Origin of the sequence: Pseudomonas sp. SC11, assembly GCF_047039205.1 — a bacterium.
Taxonomy (GTDB): Bacteria; Pseudomonadota; Gammaproteobacteria; order Pseudomonadales; family Pseudomonadaceae; genus Aquipseudomonas; species Aquipseudomonas boreofloridensis.
Genome location: NZ_CP178183.1, coordinates 2,537,948 through 2,554,388, shown reverse-complemented (window position 1 = coordinate 2,554,388; position 16,441 = coordinate 2,537,948). Strand labels below are relative to the sequence as shown.

The 16,441-nt window shown below is 67.2% G+C and carries 4 protein-coding genes; all 4 read right to left on the bottom strand.

The genetic code is table 11. The features are described from left to right. Window positions 1-3 precede the first annotated feature (3 nt). Window positions 4-9,459: an amino acid adenylation domain-containing protein gene (locus tag ACK2SD_RS11415; RefSeq protein WP_412462169.1), complete on the bottom strand. Its 9,456-nt coding sequence runs from the start codon at window positions 9,457-9,459 to the stop codon at window positions 4-6. A 43-nt stretch (window positions 9,460-9,502) separates the two neighbouring features. After that, complete coding sequence (locus ACK2SD_RS11410; protein ID WP_412462168.1) at window positions 9,503-14,311, bottom strand: amino acid adenylation domain-containing protein; 4,809 nt, start codon at window positions 14,309-14,311, stop codon at window positions 9,503-9,505. 57 nt (window positions 14,312-14,368) lie between these two features. Then, window positions 14,369-15,343, bottom strand: coding sequence for a TauD/TfdA family dioxygenase (locus ACK2SD_RS11405; protein WP_412462305.1), 975 nt, complete (start codon window positions 15,341-15,343; stop codon window positions 14,369-14,371). A 125-nt stretch (window positions 15,344-15,468) separates the two neighbouring features. Continuing rightward, on the bottom strand, window positions 15,469-16,404 hold the full coding sequence (locus tag ACK2SD_RS11400; protein WP_412462167.1) for an ABC transporter substrate-binding protein: 936 nt from the start codon (window positions 16,402-16,404) through the stop codon (window positions 15,469-15,471). Between the last annotated feature and the right edge of the window lie 37 nt (window positions 16,405-16,441).

The window sequence follows — 16,441 nt, the reverse complement described above, 5'->3', positions numbered from 1 at the left end:
TCCTTAGTCTTCCATCTCTGATAACAGGCGTTGCATCTCGTCCAGCGCCTGGTCACCGAGCAGGCCCTGGGGCTGCTCGATCTGTGCGGCCAGCCCGGCGATGGTCGGGTCCTGGAACAGGCTGCGCAGCTCGATGCGCACGCCAAAGCGTGTCTCGATCTGGGTCATCAGGCGCATCGCCAACAACGAGTGCCCGCCCAGTTCGAAGAAACTGCTGGTCACCCCCACCTGCGGCACCTGCAACAGGTCCTGCCAGAGCTCGGCCAACTGCGTCTCCAGCGGCGTACGCGGCGCCACGCCGATCGCGCGGTCGAGCATCGGCAACGGCAGGGCCTTGCGGTCGATCTTGCCGTTGCTGTTGAGGGCGAAGCGGGGTTGCTCGACGAAGGCGGTCGGGATCATGTAGGCCGGCAGCCGCGCTTCCAGCGCGCGGCGCAAGGCCTGTTGATCGAGCGCCGAGGGCGTCTGCAGCCAGGCGAACAGCCCCTGGCCGTCGGGCGCGGGCATGACGACCGCCTCCTCCACGCCCGGATAACCGCGCAGCAGTGTCTCCACCTCACCCGGTTCGATGCGGAACCCACGCACCTTGATCTGGAAGTCGCTGCGCCCGACATAGGCCAGGCGACCATCGCCCCGGCGGCGCACCAGATCGCCGGTGCGGTACATCCGCGCGCCCGGCTCGGGCGCGTACGGGTCGGGCAGGAAGCTGGCGGCGGTCAGTTGCGGCGCATGCTGATAGCCGCGCGCAACGCCGCTGCCGGCGATGTACAGCTCGCCGGTAGTGCCCAGCGGCACCGGACGCAGGTGCTCGTCGAGCACGTAGCAGCGGGTGTTGAGCAACGGCGTGCCGATGTCGGCGATGCCCTGGGGCGCTGTTTCCAGCGGTTGCAGCGTGGACCAGACCGTGGTCTCGGTCGGCCCGTAGGCATTGATCAGGCGCACCCCCAGTGCCGACAGGCTGCGCACCAGCTCGCCCGGCACCGCTTCGCCGCCGATCAGGCCGCGCACGGCTGGCCAGTGACGCTGTCCGGTTTCCAGCAGCAGTTGCCAGCCGGCCGGCGTGGCCTGGAACACGCTGGCGCGGCGCAGCAGCTCGAACAGCCGATGACCATCGACCACTTGTTCACGCCGCGCCAGCAGTAGCGAGGCACCGTTGACCAATGGCAGGAAGAGCTCGGGCTTGCACATGTCGAAGGCGTAGGTGGTGCTGGCCAGCCAGACATCTTCGGCGCTCAGTGGCAGGTGCCGGTCGAGACCGGCGAGCAGATTGCCCAAGCTCTGCCGGGTGATCTGCACGCCTTTGGGCAGCCCGGTGGAGCCGGAGGTGTAGATCACGTAGGCGCGCTGCAGCGGGTGTACGCCAAGCTCAAGGTTGTTTGCCGGCTGCGAGGTCAGCGCCAGCCCATCGACCTCGTGCACGGCAGCCTCGCCCAGCACCTCGGCACTGCCCTGCTCGCCCAGTGTCAGCACTGGGCGCGCGTGGGCGAGGATACTGCGCAGGCGTTCACCGGGCTGCTGCGGGTCCAGCGGTAAATACGCGGCGCCTGCCTTGAGGATGCCCAGCAGGGTCGGCAACAGCCAGGGGCCACGGCTCAAGCAGACTGCGACCAGGTCGTCGCGACCGACGCCCTGCGCGCGCAGCCAGTGAGCCAGGCGATTGGCCCGCGCGTTGAGCGCAGCGTAGCTCATCTGTTCATCCTGGCAGTCCACCGCCAGGGCCTCGGGGGTGAGCGCCGCATGCCGTTCGAAGCGCTGGATGAGATCGTCGGTGGCCTGCTGCGTGCGACCGGGCAGGTTCCAGGGGCGCTCGGCCAGTGCGTGGTCGGTGTTGGCCAGGTCGATGTCCCACAGCGCAGCCTGCGGACGCTCGAGCATGCCGTGCAGCAGGTGCAGGTATTCATCGACGTAACGCTGGGCCGTGCTCGGCAGGAACAACTCGGTGTTGTACTCCAGCACGCAGGGCCAGCTTGCGCCCTGTTGCTCGACGTGCAGCCCCAGGTCGACCAGCGCGCTGTCGCTCTCCACCGCCAGACGCTGCGCCGACAGGCCAGCGAACTGCTGCGAACCTTGGGTCAGATCGCTCTGGATCAGGTTGAACAGCGCCTGGAACAGCGGCGTGTGGCTCAGGTCGCGACGCACCTGGAGGGCGTCGACCAGGCGCTCGAAGGGGACGTCGGCGTATTGCTGGGCCTGGAGATGGTCAGCCTGCAGTTGCTGCCAGAACGCCTCGACCGTCTGCGTCGGCTCGATGACGCTGCGCACCACCTGGGTGGTGGCGAAGTAGCCGATGAGGTGGTCGGTGTGCGCCTGGTGACGGTGCGCCACCGGTAGACCCACCCACAACTCGCGCTGCCCACTGTGGCGCGCCAGCAGCACTTTCCAGGCAGCCAGCAACGGCGCGAAGGCGGTCAGGCCTTGCTGCCGGGCGCTGTCACGCAGGCGCTGCACCAACGCCTGCGGCAGCGTGAAGCGCAGGCGCCGGCCCTTGAAGCCCTGCACTGCCGGACGCGGCAGGTCGGTCGGCACATCCAGCACGGGCGGCTCACCCGCCAGCTTGTCGCGCCAGTACTGCAACTGCTGTTCGATCTGTGCTTGCCCGGCAGGGCCTTGCCAACTGTCGGCGATGTCGGCGAACTGCAACACCAGCGCGGGCAAATCGGCGCTGCGCCCTTCCAGCAGCGCCTGGTAGAGGGCTTGCAGTTCGTGGCAGAAGACCTCCAACGAACGCGCGTCGGCGATGATGTGGTGCAACGTCACCTGCAACACGCTGTGCGTCTGGCCCTGATACAGGCGCACGCGCCACAGCGGCGCAGTGCCCAGGTCGAAGGCGCGCTTGGCCTCGTCGCTGAGGTACTGGGCGAACGCGGGCGAATGGGGATCGAGCGACAGCGTCTGCACGTCCAGGCGCCCCGTCGAGGTGTCCTCGACCCGCTGCACAGGCCCCGTCTCGTCGTCAACGAACAGGGTGCGCAGGCTGTGTTGACGCTGGGCGAGCTGCTCCAGGGCCTGTTCGAGCAGTTCCGGGCGCAACACGCCGTCCAAATGCAGGGCCACCGACAGGTGATACGCCTGGGTGTCGCCTTGCAGGCGGTCGAGGAACCACAGGCGCTGCTGGGTGAAATGCAGCGGCGCGCTGGACGTCTGCCGCGGGCGTAACAGGCTGTCGCCCTCAGTTTCGGTCTGTTCCAGGCACTTGGCCAGATCGACCAGTCGAGGGTGCTCGAACACCGCCCGCAACGGCAGGCGTCGACCCTGCTGCTCGGCAAGGCGCGCCACCAGTCGGGCCGCCAGCAGCGAGTGGCCGCCCAGCTCGAAGAAGTGATCGAACGCACCGACTTCGTGGCAGCCCAGCAGCTCCCGCCAGAGACGGGCCAGCACCTGCTGCCAATGGCCTTCGAGCGCGCTGGCCTGCCCTTGCTGCACGCTCGGCGCCGGCAGCGCCTTGCGCTCGACCTTGCCGCTGGGGCTCAGCGGCAGGCGCTGCAGCCAGACGAACTGGCTGGGCAGCATGTAGTCCGGCAACTGCGTGGCGAGCGCTTCGCGCAGCACGCTCGCCGAGCGCTCGTCGCCGCTGTGGTAGGCCACCAGACGCTGCTGTTCGCCCTGCCCCAGCAAAGCCACGGCCGCTTCCTCGACACCGGCGATGGCGGCCATGGCCGCTTCGATCTCGCCCAGCTCGATACGCAGCCCGCGCAGCTTGACCTGGAAATCCACGCGCCCCAGGTAGTCCAGGCTGCCGGCGGCGTTGCGCCGGACCCGGTCGCCGCTGCGGTACATGCGGGCGCCGGGGACGAACGGGTCGGGCAGGAAAGCGCTGGCGGTCAGCGTGGGGGCGGCGAAGTAGCCACGCCCGAGATGCTCACCGGCCAGGTACAGCTCGCCGATCACGCCCTCGGGCACCGGTTGCAGGTCGGCATCGAGCACATAGGCGCGGGTGTTGGCCACAGGCATACCGATCGGCACCTCAGTGCCCCGCAGCGCCGCACTGCACACCTCGAAGGTGCTGTAGACCGTGGCTTCGGTGGGACCGTAGCCGTTGATGACCGACGCCCCTCGCGCCTGCATCGCTTCGGCCAAGGCCGCCGGCAGCGCCTCGCCACCGGAAATCGCCCGCACGCCCTGCCAGGTGCTGTGGGTGTGCGCGACCAGCATCCGCCAGGTCGCGGGCGTGGCCTGCATGACGCTGGGACGCAGGTGCTGCAACAGCGCATCGATGGCCTGCGGATCGCGGGCCTGCTCGCGGTCGGCCAGCAGCACGCTGGCGCCACGCGCCAACGGCAGCAGCAGCTCTACGATGGCGATGTCGAAGGTCGCGGTGGTCAGGGCCAGCACGCGATCGCCGGTGGTCAGCGGCAGCACCTGGTCCACCGCCTGCATCAGGTTGTCGAGGTTGCCACGGCTGATGGCCACGCCCTTGGGTTTGCCGGTGGAGCCGGAGGTGTACAGCACATAGGCCAGTTGCGCCGGATGCGGCGGGTTCGGGCATAGCGGCGTGTCGCAGCGCAAGGTATCGAGGTCCAGCAGCGGTGCCTCGGTGGCTGCCCGCAGCGCCGGCAAGGTGTCGGCGGTGCCCAGGCACAGGGCCGGGGCGCAAGAGGCGAGGATGTGCCGGGCGCGCTCGCTGGGCGTGTCTTCGGCAAGCGGTACGTAGGCGGCGCCGCTCTTGAGCACGGCCAGCATCGCCAGCGGCAGGCGATGGTCGCGCGGCAAGCACAGCACGACGCGCTGCTCAGGCCCGGCGCCATGGGCTTGCAGGGCGGCGGCCAAGTGGCTGGAGGCCTGGTCCAGTTCGGCGTAGTTCAACTGCCGCCCGGCGTCCTGCACGGCCAGCGCCTCGGGGTGGCGGGCCGCGTGGGTGGCGAACGCCTGCAACAGGCTTTGCCCAGGCGGCACCGCCACGCCAGGCAGACGCGCAGCGTCGCGCCCTGCCCCGGCCTGGTTCAACTCGCCCAGCGCGCGCTCGGGGTGGGTCAACAGGGCCTCGAGCAGCGACAGGTAGTCCTCGGCCATGGCCTGCACGGTCGATTCGCGGAACAAGTCGGTGCTGTATTGCAGGCTCAGGGCGATGCCATGCTCGCTGTCGCGCACGTCCAGGTTCAGGTCGCACAAGGCGCTGTCGGGCCGATTGTCGATCGGCTCGGCGATCAGCTCCGTCAACTCGAAACGCTCCAGGGCATTGCCGGGGAAGTAGTTGAACATCACTTGGAACAGCGGGTTGTAGCTGACCTGACGCACCACACCCAGTTGCTCGATCAGGTAGTCGAATGGCAGGTCCTGATGCGACTGCACCGCCACCGACAAGGCCTGCAAATCGCCCATCAGTTGCAGCAGGCTGCGCTCGCCCGGCAGGTGCTGGCGGTAGACCAGGGTGTTGACGAAGCAGCCCACCAGCGGCTGCAGCACGGCATGGTGACGGTTGGCCGCCGGCACGCCGATCAGCACGTCCTGTTCGCCGCTGCGGCTGCGCACCAGAAGCTGGAATGCGCTCAGCAACGGGATGAAGTTGCTCCAGCCGTGGCGCGCACTGAAGGCGCGCAGGCGTGCGGCCAAGGCTTCTGGCAGCCGGACCTCGACACGCGCACCGGCCTGGCTGGCCTGGGTTGGACGCGGGAAGTCCGGCGACAGGTCGAGCACCGGCAGCTCACCGGCTAGTTGCTCGCGCCAGAAGGCCAGTTCCTGGCTACAGTCCTGGCCCTGCATCCACTGGTGCTGCCAGACCGCATAGTCGGCGTACTGCAATTGCAGCGGCGTCTGCTCAAGGGCCTGGCCACTGCGCAAGGCGCGGTAGTGCTGGCACATGCCGTCGATCAGCAGGTGCAGCGACCAGCCGTCGGCCACGATGTGGTGGCAGTTCAGCGACAGCACATGCAGGTCCGTTTGCAGCCGGTACAGACGCACCCGCAGCAACGGCTCGCAGTCGAGCCGGAACGCTGTCATCGCGTCTTGGCGCAGCTTATGGTGCAGCGCCGCTTCGTCATCGACCTCGATCACCGGCAGCGCCAGGTGCAGGTGCGCCAGCACGTGCTGGACGGGACCATCGGTGCCGTCATGGAAGCGAGTGCGCAACACCTCGTGCTGGTCCACCAGGCATTGCAGCGCCTGCTGCAGGTCATCTACCGCCAGCGCGCCGCTCAGGCGCACCGCGCCGCTGAGGTTGTACGCCGGGCTCTGGGGGTCGAGCTGCTGGAGGAACCACAGGCGTTGCTGGGCGAAGGACAGCGGCACCGGCGTCGGCCGTGACAAACGGCTCGGCCCCTGCTTGGCCGGCTGCTCGCGCGTGTCGAGCCATTCGGCCATCGCGGTGATGGTGGGATGCTCGAACACCACCCGCAGTGGCAGGTCCTTGCCGGTCAGCTTGCCGACCAGGCCGATCAGTTGCGTGGCCAGCAGCGAATGGCCGCCCAGCTCGAAGAAGTTGTCCTGCACGCCCACCTGCGCCAGCCCCAGCACCTGCTGCCAGGCGTCGACCATCTGCTGTTGCAGTGCACTGCTCGGCGCCACGTAGCGGGCCAGGCTCTGCGCTGCGAAGTCCGGCGCCGGCAGCGCCTTGCGGTCGACCTTGCCATTGCCGTTCAGCGGCAAGCGCTCGAGCAACATGAAGGCGCTCGGCACCATGTATGGCGGCAGGTGCGCCAGCACATGCTCGCGCAGCGCCTCGACGCTCGGCTCGCCGTCAGCGGTGACGTACGCCACCAGCACCTTGGCGCGCTGGGCATCGTCGCGCGCGACCACCACCACCTCGCGCACGCCCGGATGACGAGCCAGGCAGGCTTCGATTTCATCCAGCTCGATGCGGTGCCCGCGAATCTTCACCTGATGGTCGGTACGCCCGACGTATTCCAGATCGCCTTCAGGCAGCCAGCGCGCCAGATCGCCGGTGCGGTACAGGCGACTGCCGTCGTTGGCCAGCGGATCGGGCAGGAACACCGCGGCCGTGCGCGCCGGATCGGCCATGTAGCCACGCCCGACGCCGACCCCGGCAACGAAGATCTCGCCCACCGCACCCAGAGGCACCGGCTGCAGGTCGGCATCGAGCAGGTACAGCCGGTTGTTCAGGGTCGCCTTGCCGATCGGCACGTTGCTGCGCGTCTGCGGCAGGCGCTCGAACAAGGGGTGGAAGGCGACGTCGTCCGAACATTCGGCCGGGCCATAGGCGTTCATCAGCACGATCTGAGGGTGCTGGTCGAACCAGCGCCGCGCCAGGGCGGCGGGCAAGGCCTCGCCGGTGGCCAGCAGCCAGCGCAGGCGCGTGTGCTGCAGGTCGATGTCGAGCAGACTCTGCATCAACGAAGGCACGGCTTCGAGCACCGTGATCCCTTGCGTGACCAGGGTGTCGGCCAGTCGCTGCGGATGCTGCATCACGCAGTCGGCCAGGATCACGGTGCGCGCGCCGAAGATCATCCCGGCCAAGGTCTGCCACACGGAAATGTCGAAGCACTGCGGCGCGCTCTGGGCGATGACATCGTCGGCATCGAGCGCCAGACCTGGCAGCTTGCCGAGCATGTTGTTGAGCATCCCGGCCTGGGCGACCATGGCGCCCTTCGGCGTGCCGGTGGAGCCGGAGGTGAAGATGCAGTAGGCCAGCGACGCGGGATGGACCGGCAGGTCGAGGTCGGTGTCGCTGTAGTGCACCAGCTCGGCAGCGTCGTAGCGCAAGTGCCGTGGCGGCGCGTCGAGCAGCGCCAGCGCTTCGGCGGACAGCTCGGCCATCTCGGCGCTGTGCAGCAGCAGTGGCGTGCGGCTCTGGCGCAGCACCTGGGCCAGACGCTGCGCCGGGTTGCGCGGATCCAGCGGCAGCCAGCCGGCGCCGGCCTTGAGGATGGCCACGATCATGACCACCAGGTCCAGCCCGCGCTCGTCGAACACGGCAATCAACTGGTCGGGCTGCACGCCCTGCTCGCGCAAGTGGCGCGCCAGGCGGTTGGCGGCGCGGTTGAGCTGGTCGAAGGTCAGTTGCTGCTGATCGTGGATCAGGGCCGCGTGGTGCGGGGTGGCGCGCACTTGTCGCTGCAAGCGCTCGATGTACAGCGGTTGCAGTGCCTCGGGTTGCGCGGCCAGTTCGCCGCCGGCCCAGGCGTGCTGGGTGGCGATTTCGCTGTCGTCGAGCATGCTCAGGCGGTGCAGCGGCGTGTCCGGGTCACGCCCCAGGGCTTGAGCCATCTCCAGCAGCAACCGGCGAAGGTGACCGAGCATGCGCTCCACTTCCGGGCGCAGGAACCAGTCGGTGAGGTAGGTCAACTGCAGGTGCAGGCACTCGCCGGGGATGATCACCACGGTGATCGGGTAGTTGGTGTGGGTTCGGTTGTGCATGTCGCTGATCAGGTAATCCAACTGCCCCTGCCGGACATCGTCGGTGATCGGCGCATTTTCGAAGACGAACAGGCTGTGGAACAGGTCCTGGCGCTGCACGTCGCTCCAGCCCTGAATCTCGGCCAGTGACACGCTCTCGTGCTCGCGCAGGCTCAGGCTTTCGTCCTGCAGCCCGCGCAGCCAGGCGCCGAGGCGATCCTGAGGATTGCACTGCCAACGCAGCGGCAGGCTGTTGATGAACAAACCGACGATGCTGTCCATGCCCGCCAGGTGCACCGGGCGCCCGGCCACGGTGATGCCGACCACCAGGTCGCGATCGCCGCTGTAGCGGCTCATGAGCAAGGTCCAGGCGCCCTGCACCAGGGTGTTCAGCGTGATGCCATGCTGCGCGGCGACCTGTTGCAGGCTGCGGGTCTGTTCGGCGCTGAGCCGCTGCACGCAGTCCTCGACCGGCTCGGCGGCCTCGGTGACGCGCCCGGCGTAGCCGAAGCCGAATTCGTTGGGCGTGTCGAAACCGGCCAGGCGCTGTTGCCAGAACTGCCGGTGGTCCTCGCTGTTCTGGCTTTCCAGCCAGCGCACGAAGTCGCGGTAGGGTCGCGGCTTGGGCTGCTCCAGGCGCTGGCCTTGCGAAGCGGCGCGGTAGTTCTTGAAGAAGTCGACCATGATGATCGAAAAGCACCAGGCATCCATGAGGATGTGGTGATAGCTGCGCACGAACTGATAGGTGTCCGGCGCCAGCTTGTACAGGCGGATGCGCATGAGCGGCGCTTTGGTGAAGTCCAGGCCTTCGGCGCGTTCTTCGGCCAGCAGGCGGTCGAGGCGCTGCTGCTGGGTGGCGCCGTCCAGGTGCGACCAGTCCTCGAAGGTCAGCGGCAGCTCGACCTGTTTGTGTACCACCTGCATCGGCCGCTTCTGCTGCTTCCAGACGAACGAGGTGCGCAACAGTTCGTGGCGCTCGATCACCTGGGCCCAGGCCTGGCGAAAGGCTTCCAGGTTCAGGTCCGGGAGCACCATGACATGCCGGTACTGCAGCAGGTACATGCCTTTGCCGGGATTGAGCAGGCTGTGGAACAGCAGTCCCTGCTGCATCGGCGCCAAGGGATAGATCGCTTCGATGTTGCGCGAAAGTGCTTTGACCTTGTCGTTCATGCTGTCGGTATCCGAACCTTTGAAAGAAACACCGCAGGGGTGGTCACTGCTCCAACTGCTCGAGCAGGGCGAGGAATTCGTCGTCGGACAGGCCTGAGTCGGCGAAGTCCGAGGCGGTCGCGCGGCCTGCCGAGGGGCCTTGGCAGTGTTCCAGCAGCGCCTCCAGCGTCTGCACCATCTGCCTGGCCAGCTCGCTGACCTGCGCCGTGCTGTGGCGCTGGGGGGCGTAACGCCACTCCAGGTGCAACTGGCCCTGCTCCACCAGCGCGGTGACATCCAGCCAGTGGGTACGGGCGGTGCTGGCGGCGCGCATCCCCGGACACAGCGGACGCGCCAGCTGCCAGAGCTGCGACTGGGCGAACCACTGATCGGCGCGGCCCAGGTAGTTGAAGGTCAGCAGGTCGGCAGCGCCCAGGCCATGGGCCGGGTCGGCGCGCAGCAGGCCATAGCCGATGCCTTGTTCGGGCACCTCGCGCAGCGCTTCCTTGGCCTGGACGATGGCGCTCGCCGGATCGTCGCTGGCCTTGATCGCCAGCGGATAGCGGCTGGTGTGCCAGCCCACCGAGCGCGACAGTTCGGGGCTGTCGTCCCAGGCGCTGCGGCCATGGCTCTCCAGCTCCAGGGTGACCTGCTCGCGACCCAGCCAGCGGGCGATCACCCTGCCCAGTGCCGCGACCAGCAGGTCCTGGGTCTGGGTGGCATAGGCGCTGTTGGCTTCGCCCAGCAGGCGGTCGGTGTGCTCGGCCGACAGGCGCACCTCAAGCGTGCGGCTGTCGCCGTAGTGATTGTCACCTGCGGCATTGACCACACTGTCGGTGAGCTGGCGGCGCCAGTACTCGGCCTGGGCCTGCACGCGGGGTTCGGCGGCATGCTGAGCCAAAGCTTCGCTCCAGCGGTGGAAACCCGCCGAGACCGGCGGCAACGCTTGCTCGGGACGCAGATAGAGCTGTTCGAGCTCCTCCATCAGCACTTGCCAGGACACCGAATCGATCAGCAGGTGATGGGCATTGCACAGCAGTTGCTGGTCGTGGGTGAAGTACACCCAGCGGATCATCGGTGCCTGGTCCAGCGACCAGCCGCCTTGCCAGTGAGCGAGCAAGTCGTCATCCAGCGGGCGCGTTTCGAGGTGCAGCACCTGCAAGTCAGGCGTGGCGGGCTGGTAGCGCTGGGCCCAGCCCGTCGCATCGCGTTCGAAGACCAGTCGCAGGCTGGCGTGACGCTCCACCAGACGCGCCAGTGCAGCGGCCAGGCGCTCGGTGTCCAGGGGCTGCTGCACGGCCAGCAGGATCGACTGATCCCAGTGCCCCGGCGTCTGCTGCTCCTGCTCGAAGAACCAGCGCTGGATCGGCGTGAGGGCGAACGTCGTCTTGGGTTCGACGGCATCGGCAGCGCTCGCGGCGGGCGTATCCTTGCGCACGGCGACCTCGGCCCAGCCGCGCACGCTGGGGTACTCGAAAATCTGCTTGGGCTTGAGCGTCAGCCCGGCCTGTTTGGCCTTGGCGATGATCTGCAGGCTGAGGATCGAATCGCCGCCGACGGCGAAGAAGTTGTCGTCCAGTTGCAGCGCCGGCTTGCCGAGAATCTCCTGGGCAATGGCCAGCAGACACTGTTCGGTCTCGCTGCGCGGGGTGCGGGCGACCCGCGCCAGTTGTCGCACGGTGGGCTCGGCGAACAGTTGCTTGGGCGTCAACGTGATCTGCTGCTGGCGCGCCAGGGCGATGATCTGCAAGCCCAGGATGGAGTCGCCGCCGTGCTGGAAGAAGTTGTCGTCCACGCCCAGCGTCGGCTTGCCCAGCAGCGTGCGCCAGATCTCCAGCAACTGGGCTTCCAGCGCGTTGGACGGCGCTGCATCGGCCTGCGGCTGGGCCTCTGCGAGCGGCACCTGATCGACCCGGCGCAGCAGCGCCTGACGGTCCACCTTGCCGTTGGCCAGGCGCTCGAAGCGCTCGACGCGATGCCACTGGGCCGGCTGCATGTAATCCGGCAACAGCGCTTGCAAGCGCGCCTGGATCGGCTGAAGGTCGTCGCTGTCGCTGATGAGGAAGGCCACCAGGCGGTTGCCGGTCAGGGCAACGGGCGCGTTCAACACCTGGGCATCGTGCACACCGGGCAGTGCACGCAGTTGCTCGGCCACCTCGCCGGGCTCGACGCGATAGCCGCGAATCTTCACCTGTTCGTCCAGGCGGCCGAAGAATTCCACCCGCCCGGCAGTGTTGATCTTCACGCGGTCGCCGGTGCGATAACCGTGGGCGGTGAACCGGGCTCGGTCGGCCTCGCTGGCATGGACATAGCCCAGCGCAACGGTCGGCCCCTGGATGCACAGTTCGCCTGCGACACCAATCGGCAGCAACCGCCCGGCGGGGTCGCGCACGCTGACCTGCACATTGGCCAGCGGTCGTCCCAGCGCAGCCGTGCCCGCGCTGTCCACCTCGTGGGTGAGCACGCCAATAGTGGTTTCACTGGGGCCGTAGTGGTTGACGATGCGCAGCGCGGGACGCAACTCACGCACCCGAGCGATCAGCTCGGCGCCGAGCGCATCGCCCCCGCACATCAGGCACAGGCGCGGCAACACGCGCTGCGGCTGGGACGCCACCAGCAAGGCATTGAGGTGTGACGGCACGATCTTCAGCAGGTCCACGGGCTGGTCTTGCAGGGTATCGGCCAGGCCCTCGGCATCGAACGCAAGTGATTCGTCCAGCAAGCGCAGGCGTCGGCCGCTGAGCAGCGCACCGAACAACGCAGTGTGCCCCAGGTCGGTGGCGCAACTGGCCAGGCTGGCCAAGCTGGCATCGACGGGCAGGTCCAGTCGGGCCAGGCAGGCGCTGACGTAGTGGATGAGGTTGCCGTGGCTGACGATCACGCCCTTGGGACGGCCACTGGAACCGGAGGTGTAGACCACGTAGGCCGGCGTCTCGGGCGCCAACTGTGGGCGCAGGCCGATGGTTGGAGCGTCTTTCAAGGAGGTGGGCTCCAGCCAGGCGATGGCGGCCGGCAGCCACTCAGGCCGCGCCGCTTGGCCAATCCACAGACACGGCTGCGCGTCTTCGCAGATGGCCTGCTGGCGGGAGGCGGGCCATGCCGGGTCGACCACCACGAAGGTCGCGCCGCTCTGCCACGCGGCCAGCATGTGCAGCACCAGCGCGCGGCTGCGGGGCAGGCACAAGGCGATGCGCTGGCCTGGCAGAGGCGCGCCCTGCCCTTGCAGGTGGGCGGCGAGCACGGCGACCTGGCGGCCCAGGGTGGCATAGTCCAGGCAGCCGTGCAGGTCTTCGAGGGCCACGGCCGCAGGGCGCTGCACGGTCTGCTCGACGAAGGCCTGCCAGGCATTGTCGAACACCGGCGCGCAGGTCTCGCCCTGCAATTGCGCCTGCTCGTGGGGCGCCAGCCAGTCCAGGTCGGCGAACGGCACATCCGGGCGCTCCAGCACTGCCTGCACCAAGCCGATGAACTGGTCACGCAAGCGGTCGACAGTGTCCTGCCGGTACAGCGCCTTGCTGAAACGCCAGCGGCAATGGAAATGCCGGTCTTCGTCGTTGATCACCAGGTTCAGCGCATGGGCAGCGCCGCGCTGCTCGGCGAACAGGCGCTCGACATGCACCTCGTAGGGCATGGAGCGGTCCTTGTTCAGCGTGAACATGTGCTGGAACAGGGCGCGGCCGTGCTCGCGCGGCAGCGCCAATTGCTGCCTCAGGCGGGCGAACGGGTAATGCCGGTGCTGCAAGGTCTCTTTTACCTCGCGCTCCACGCAGCGCGCCCAGTCGATGCTCGATAGCGTCGGTTGCAGGGTGCAGCGCAAAGCCAGCGGATTGACCAGGTAGCCCGGCATGCGCAGGTGCTCGCGACGCAGTCGCCATCCGGCAGGCGTGCCCAGCACGAAATCGGTCTGCCCCGATAGCACGCCGAGGTATTGCTGGAATAGCGAAAGCAACAGCACGTAGGGCGTCACGCCAATGGAACGGGCCAGGGCGCGAATGCGTGCAGTATCGGTCTCGTCGAACCTGGCCGAGGTATCGCCGCCTACGTGGGCGGGTGTGTCGCTGGTAACGAAGTCGGTCGGCAGCACCAGCGCCGGGGCGTCCTGCAAGCGCGCCTGCCACCAGGCCAGCTCGCTCGCCTGCTCGGCCTCGCTGCGCCGATACAGGGCGCTGCCGAAGTCGCGGTAGGCCTGCGCATCGACCGGCGCCAGAGGCTGGCTGGCCAGGTGCGAGATCAACTCGTCGACGATGATCTGATAGATGGTCGCACCATCGGCGGCGATGTGGTGGATGCCCAACAGCAGGATGTAGTCGCAGCCTTCGGCGTGCCGGTTACAGACCAGCGTCAGGCGGCTGACGTCGCCACTGGCTAGATCGAACGGTTCGTCGGCCAAGTCCGTGAGACGTTGGTGCAGGGCCTTCGGGTCGGCCGCCTGCAACTCGACCTGGCGCAACCCAAGCCACTGGGTCGGCGCGCCGCGCTGCACAGGTACGCCGTCGCGCTCGGCGAACGGGCTGCACAGCAGCGGATGGCGCTGCTGGACGTCATGCCAGGCGCGTTGCAGACGCGGCACCAAATCTTCATCGAGCAGCGACGGCTTGAGCCGTGCGGCATAGGCGATGTTGTAGGCGCAGCTTTGCGGCTCCAGGCGGTGCAGAAACCACAGCGCCTGTTCGTTATCGGTCAGCGCACGGTCGCGGAAATACGCCGGGTGGGCGTCGAGCCAGCGCACCACGTCGGCGCCGTGGCTGCGTAGCGCCTGGGCGGTCGACTCGTCCAGCGCGCCAGGTGGCGCATGGTCGACAACCACTTCACCTGCGCGGGCGGACAGACGAATGCCGCGCAGCCAGCAACCCTGCATCAGACGATCGAGCATTGGAGATCCTTCATGTATGAATGCGGTCAGGGCCGATCGCTCGGCCCGGCGAATGGATCACTGGCCGGCGAACGGCTCTGCCATGGCGACCACGACCTTGCGTGGACCCTGGAAGGTCGAACGGCCATGGGCCACGAGCATGTTGTCGAGCATCAGCACGTCGCCGGCCTGCCACGCGAAGGTGACCTGGCACTGCTCGAGAACCTCGCGGATGTGCGCCAGCGCCTGCTCTTCGATGGGCGAGCCGTCGCCGTAGAAGACATTGCGTGGCACCCCCTGCTCGCCGACGATCGACACCAGGGTTTCGCGTACCGCAGGCGCCAGGTTGGAGAGATGGAACAGGTGGGCCTGGTTGAACCAGACCCACTCGCCACTGACCGGGTGTTGAGCGACCGCCTGGCACACCTGGCGGGTGGACAGTTCGCCCTCCTCGTCCCACTGGAAATCGATCTGGCTGGCGCGGCAGTAACGTTCCACCTGATCACGGTCGTCGGTGCTGAAGGCCTGTTGCCAGGTCAGGTCCAGGCCGTTGCCGTAGTTGCGCACGTACATCAGGCGCTTGTCGGCGAAACGCTGGCGAATGGCGGGGTCGAGTCGCTGGAACACCTCGCGGCTGTCGGCAATCGGTGTTTCGCCGCCGACCGGCGAGGCGGTGATGCAGTGGAACCAGATCTTCATCGGCCAGCCCAGCGAGTAGGACTGTTCGTTGTGCAGGGGAATGACTTGGTGCGCGGGGTATTCGGTGGAGGTGTAGACGCGGGTGTTGAGACGGGTGCGGGGCGTGGATGCGTAGTCGTAGGTCAGCAGTTCGTGGCCGAAGCTGCGGGCGAAGGCTTCGAAATCCGTCTCGTCGGAAAAGTCGAAGCCCCTGAGCAGCACACCACCGACCTGTGGCAACTGTTGCTCGATGCGGTGTACGAGCTCCGGCAGTTCACTGCGCCAACCGGCGCCGGGCTGTCGGGGCGTGATCACCAGCGGGAGGGCCCTCTGGCCCTCGAGATCGACTGCCCGCTCCTGCACCCGTACCAACATGCTCTCCATGGACCAGTCCTCGCCTGAGATTACTATGCGATTTTTTACCTGGCCGACAACCTAATACAAAGATGTTACGAATTCAATTCCGAATCATTTGCATTGGCGATAGCAAAATGAAGGCATTACGGCGCATCTTGCAGCAAATAATCACGTTCGGCGATGTGTGACATCAGCAGATACGCCGAGCCGATCAGACCTTGCATCGTGTCTGGGAAACGGCTGCGGTTGAAGTAAAGAAACTGTCGATTCTTCACCGCGAACAGGTTCTGCCATTGCGCCGAGCGGCGGAACGCAGCCGTACTGGCCTCGGATCCGAGCATCTCTTCGTAGGTGTCGATGATGAAGTCGCTGTTGAAGTCGCCGATGCGCTCAAGGCTGTAGGGCACATTGCGACGCGCCTCGCGGTAGGCCGCCACGCGGCCCAGGCCGAAATCGGCGATCACATCGTCCATGCCGCCACGACCGATCAATTGAAAGCCGTCCGGGTATACCTCCAGGGTGGTCACGGTAATGCGTTCCGGCTGCTTGACGCGCTTTTTGAACTCACTCACCACCCATTGGTATTCCTTGAGCAATTCCTGATAGCGCGACTGCTTGCCGACCAGGTCGGCGAGCTGACTGGCGTAGGTCTTGATATCGCCCTCGCGTACCGGCAGCAGCACCACGGGCGCAATGCCCGCCAGCTTTTCCTTGAGGTCGGCCTGGTAGGACAGCCCGACGATCAGGTCTGGCTTGAGCGCGGCGATGGCTTCGATATCCGGTGCCTGATGCGAGCCGACATAGCGGATGGCACTGACATCGAAACGCTCCTGCACGCCACGCAGGGTGACATCGGAGAACAGCTTCTTGCGCCCCGTGGAGCCGCAGGGCGTGATACCCAGTTCGAGCAACTGCGCTGTCAGGCTGAAATCATGCAGCGACACCACGCAGCGCGGCGCCACGGGCACTTGCACGCGGCCGAACTGATTCTCGAAGGTGCGGGTCTCGGCTGCCGTGGCGGGCGGTATGAGGCAGGTCAGCAGCAGGCACAGCAGACCGGTCAATTGGCGCAACATCATCGGTTCTCGGCTCTCTCTTGAATGAATATTCAGGGCA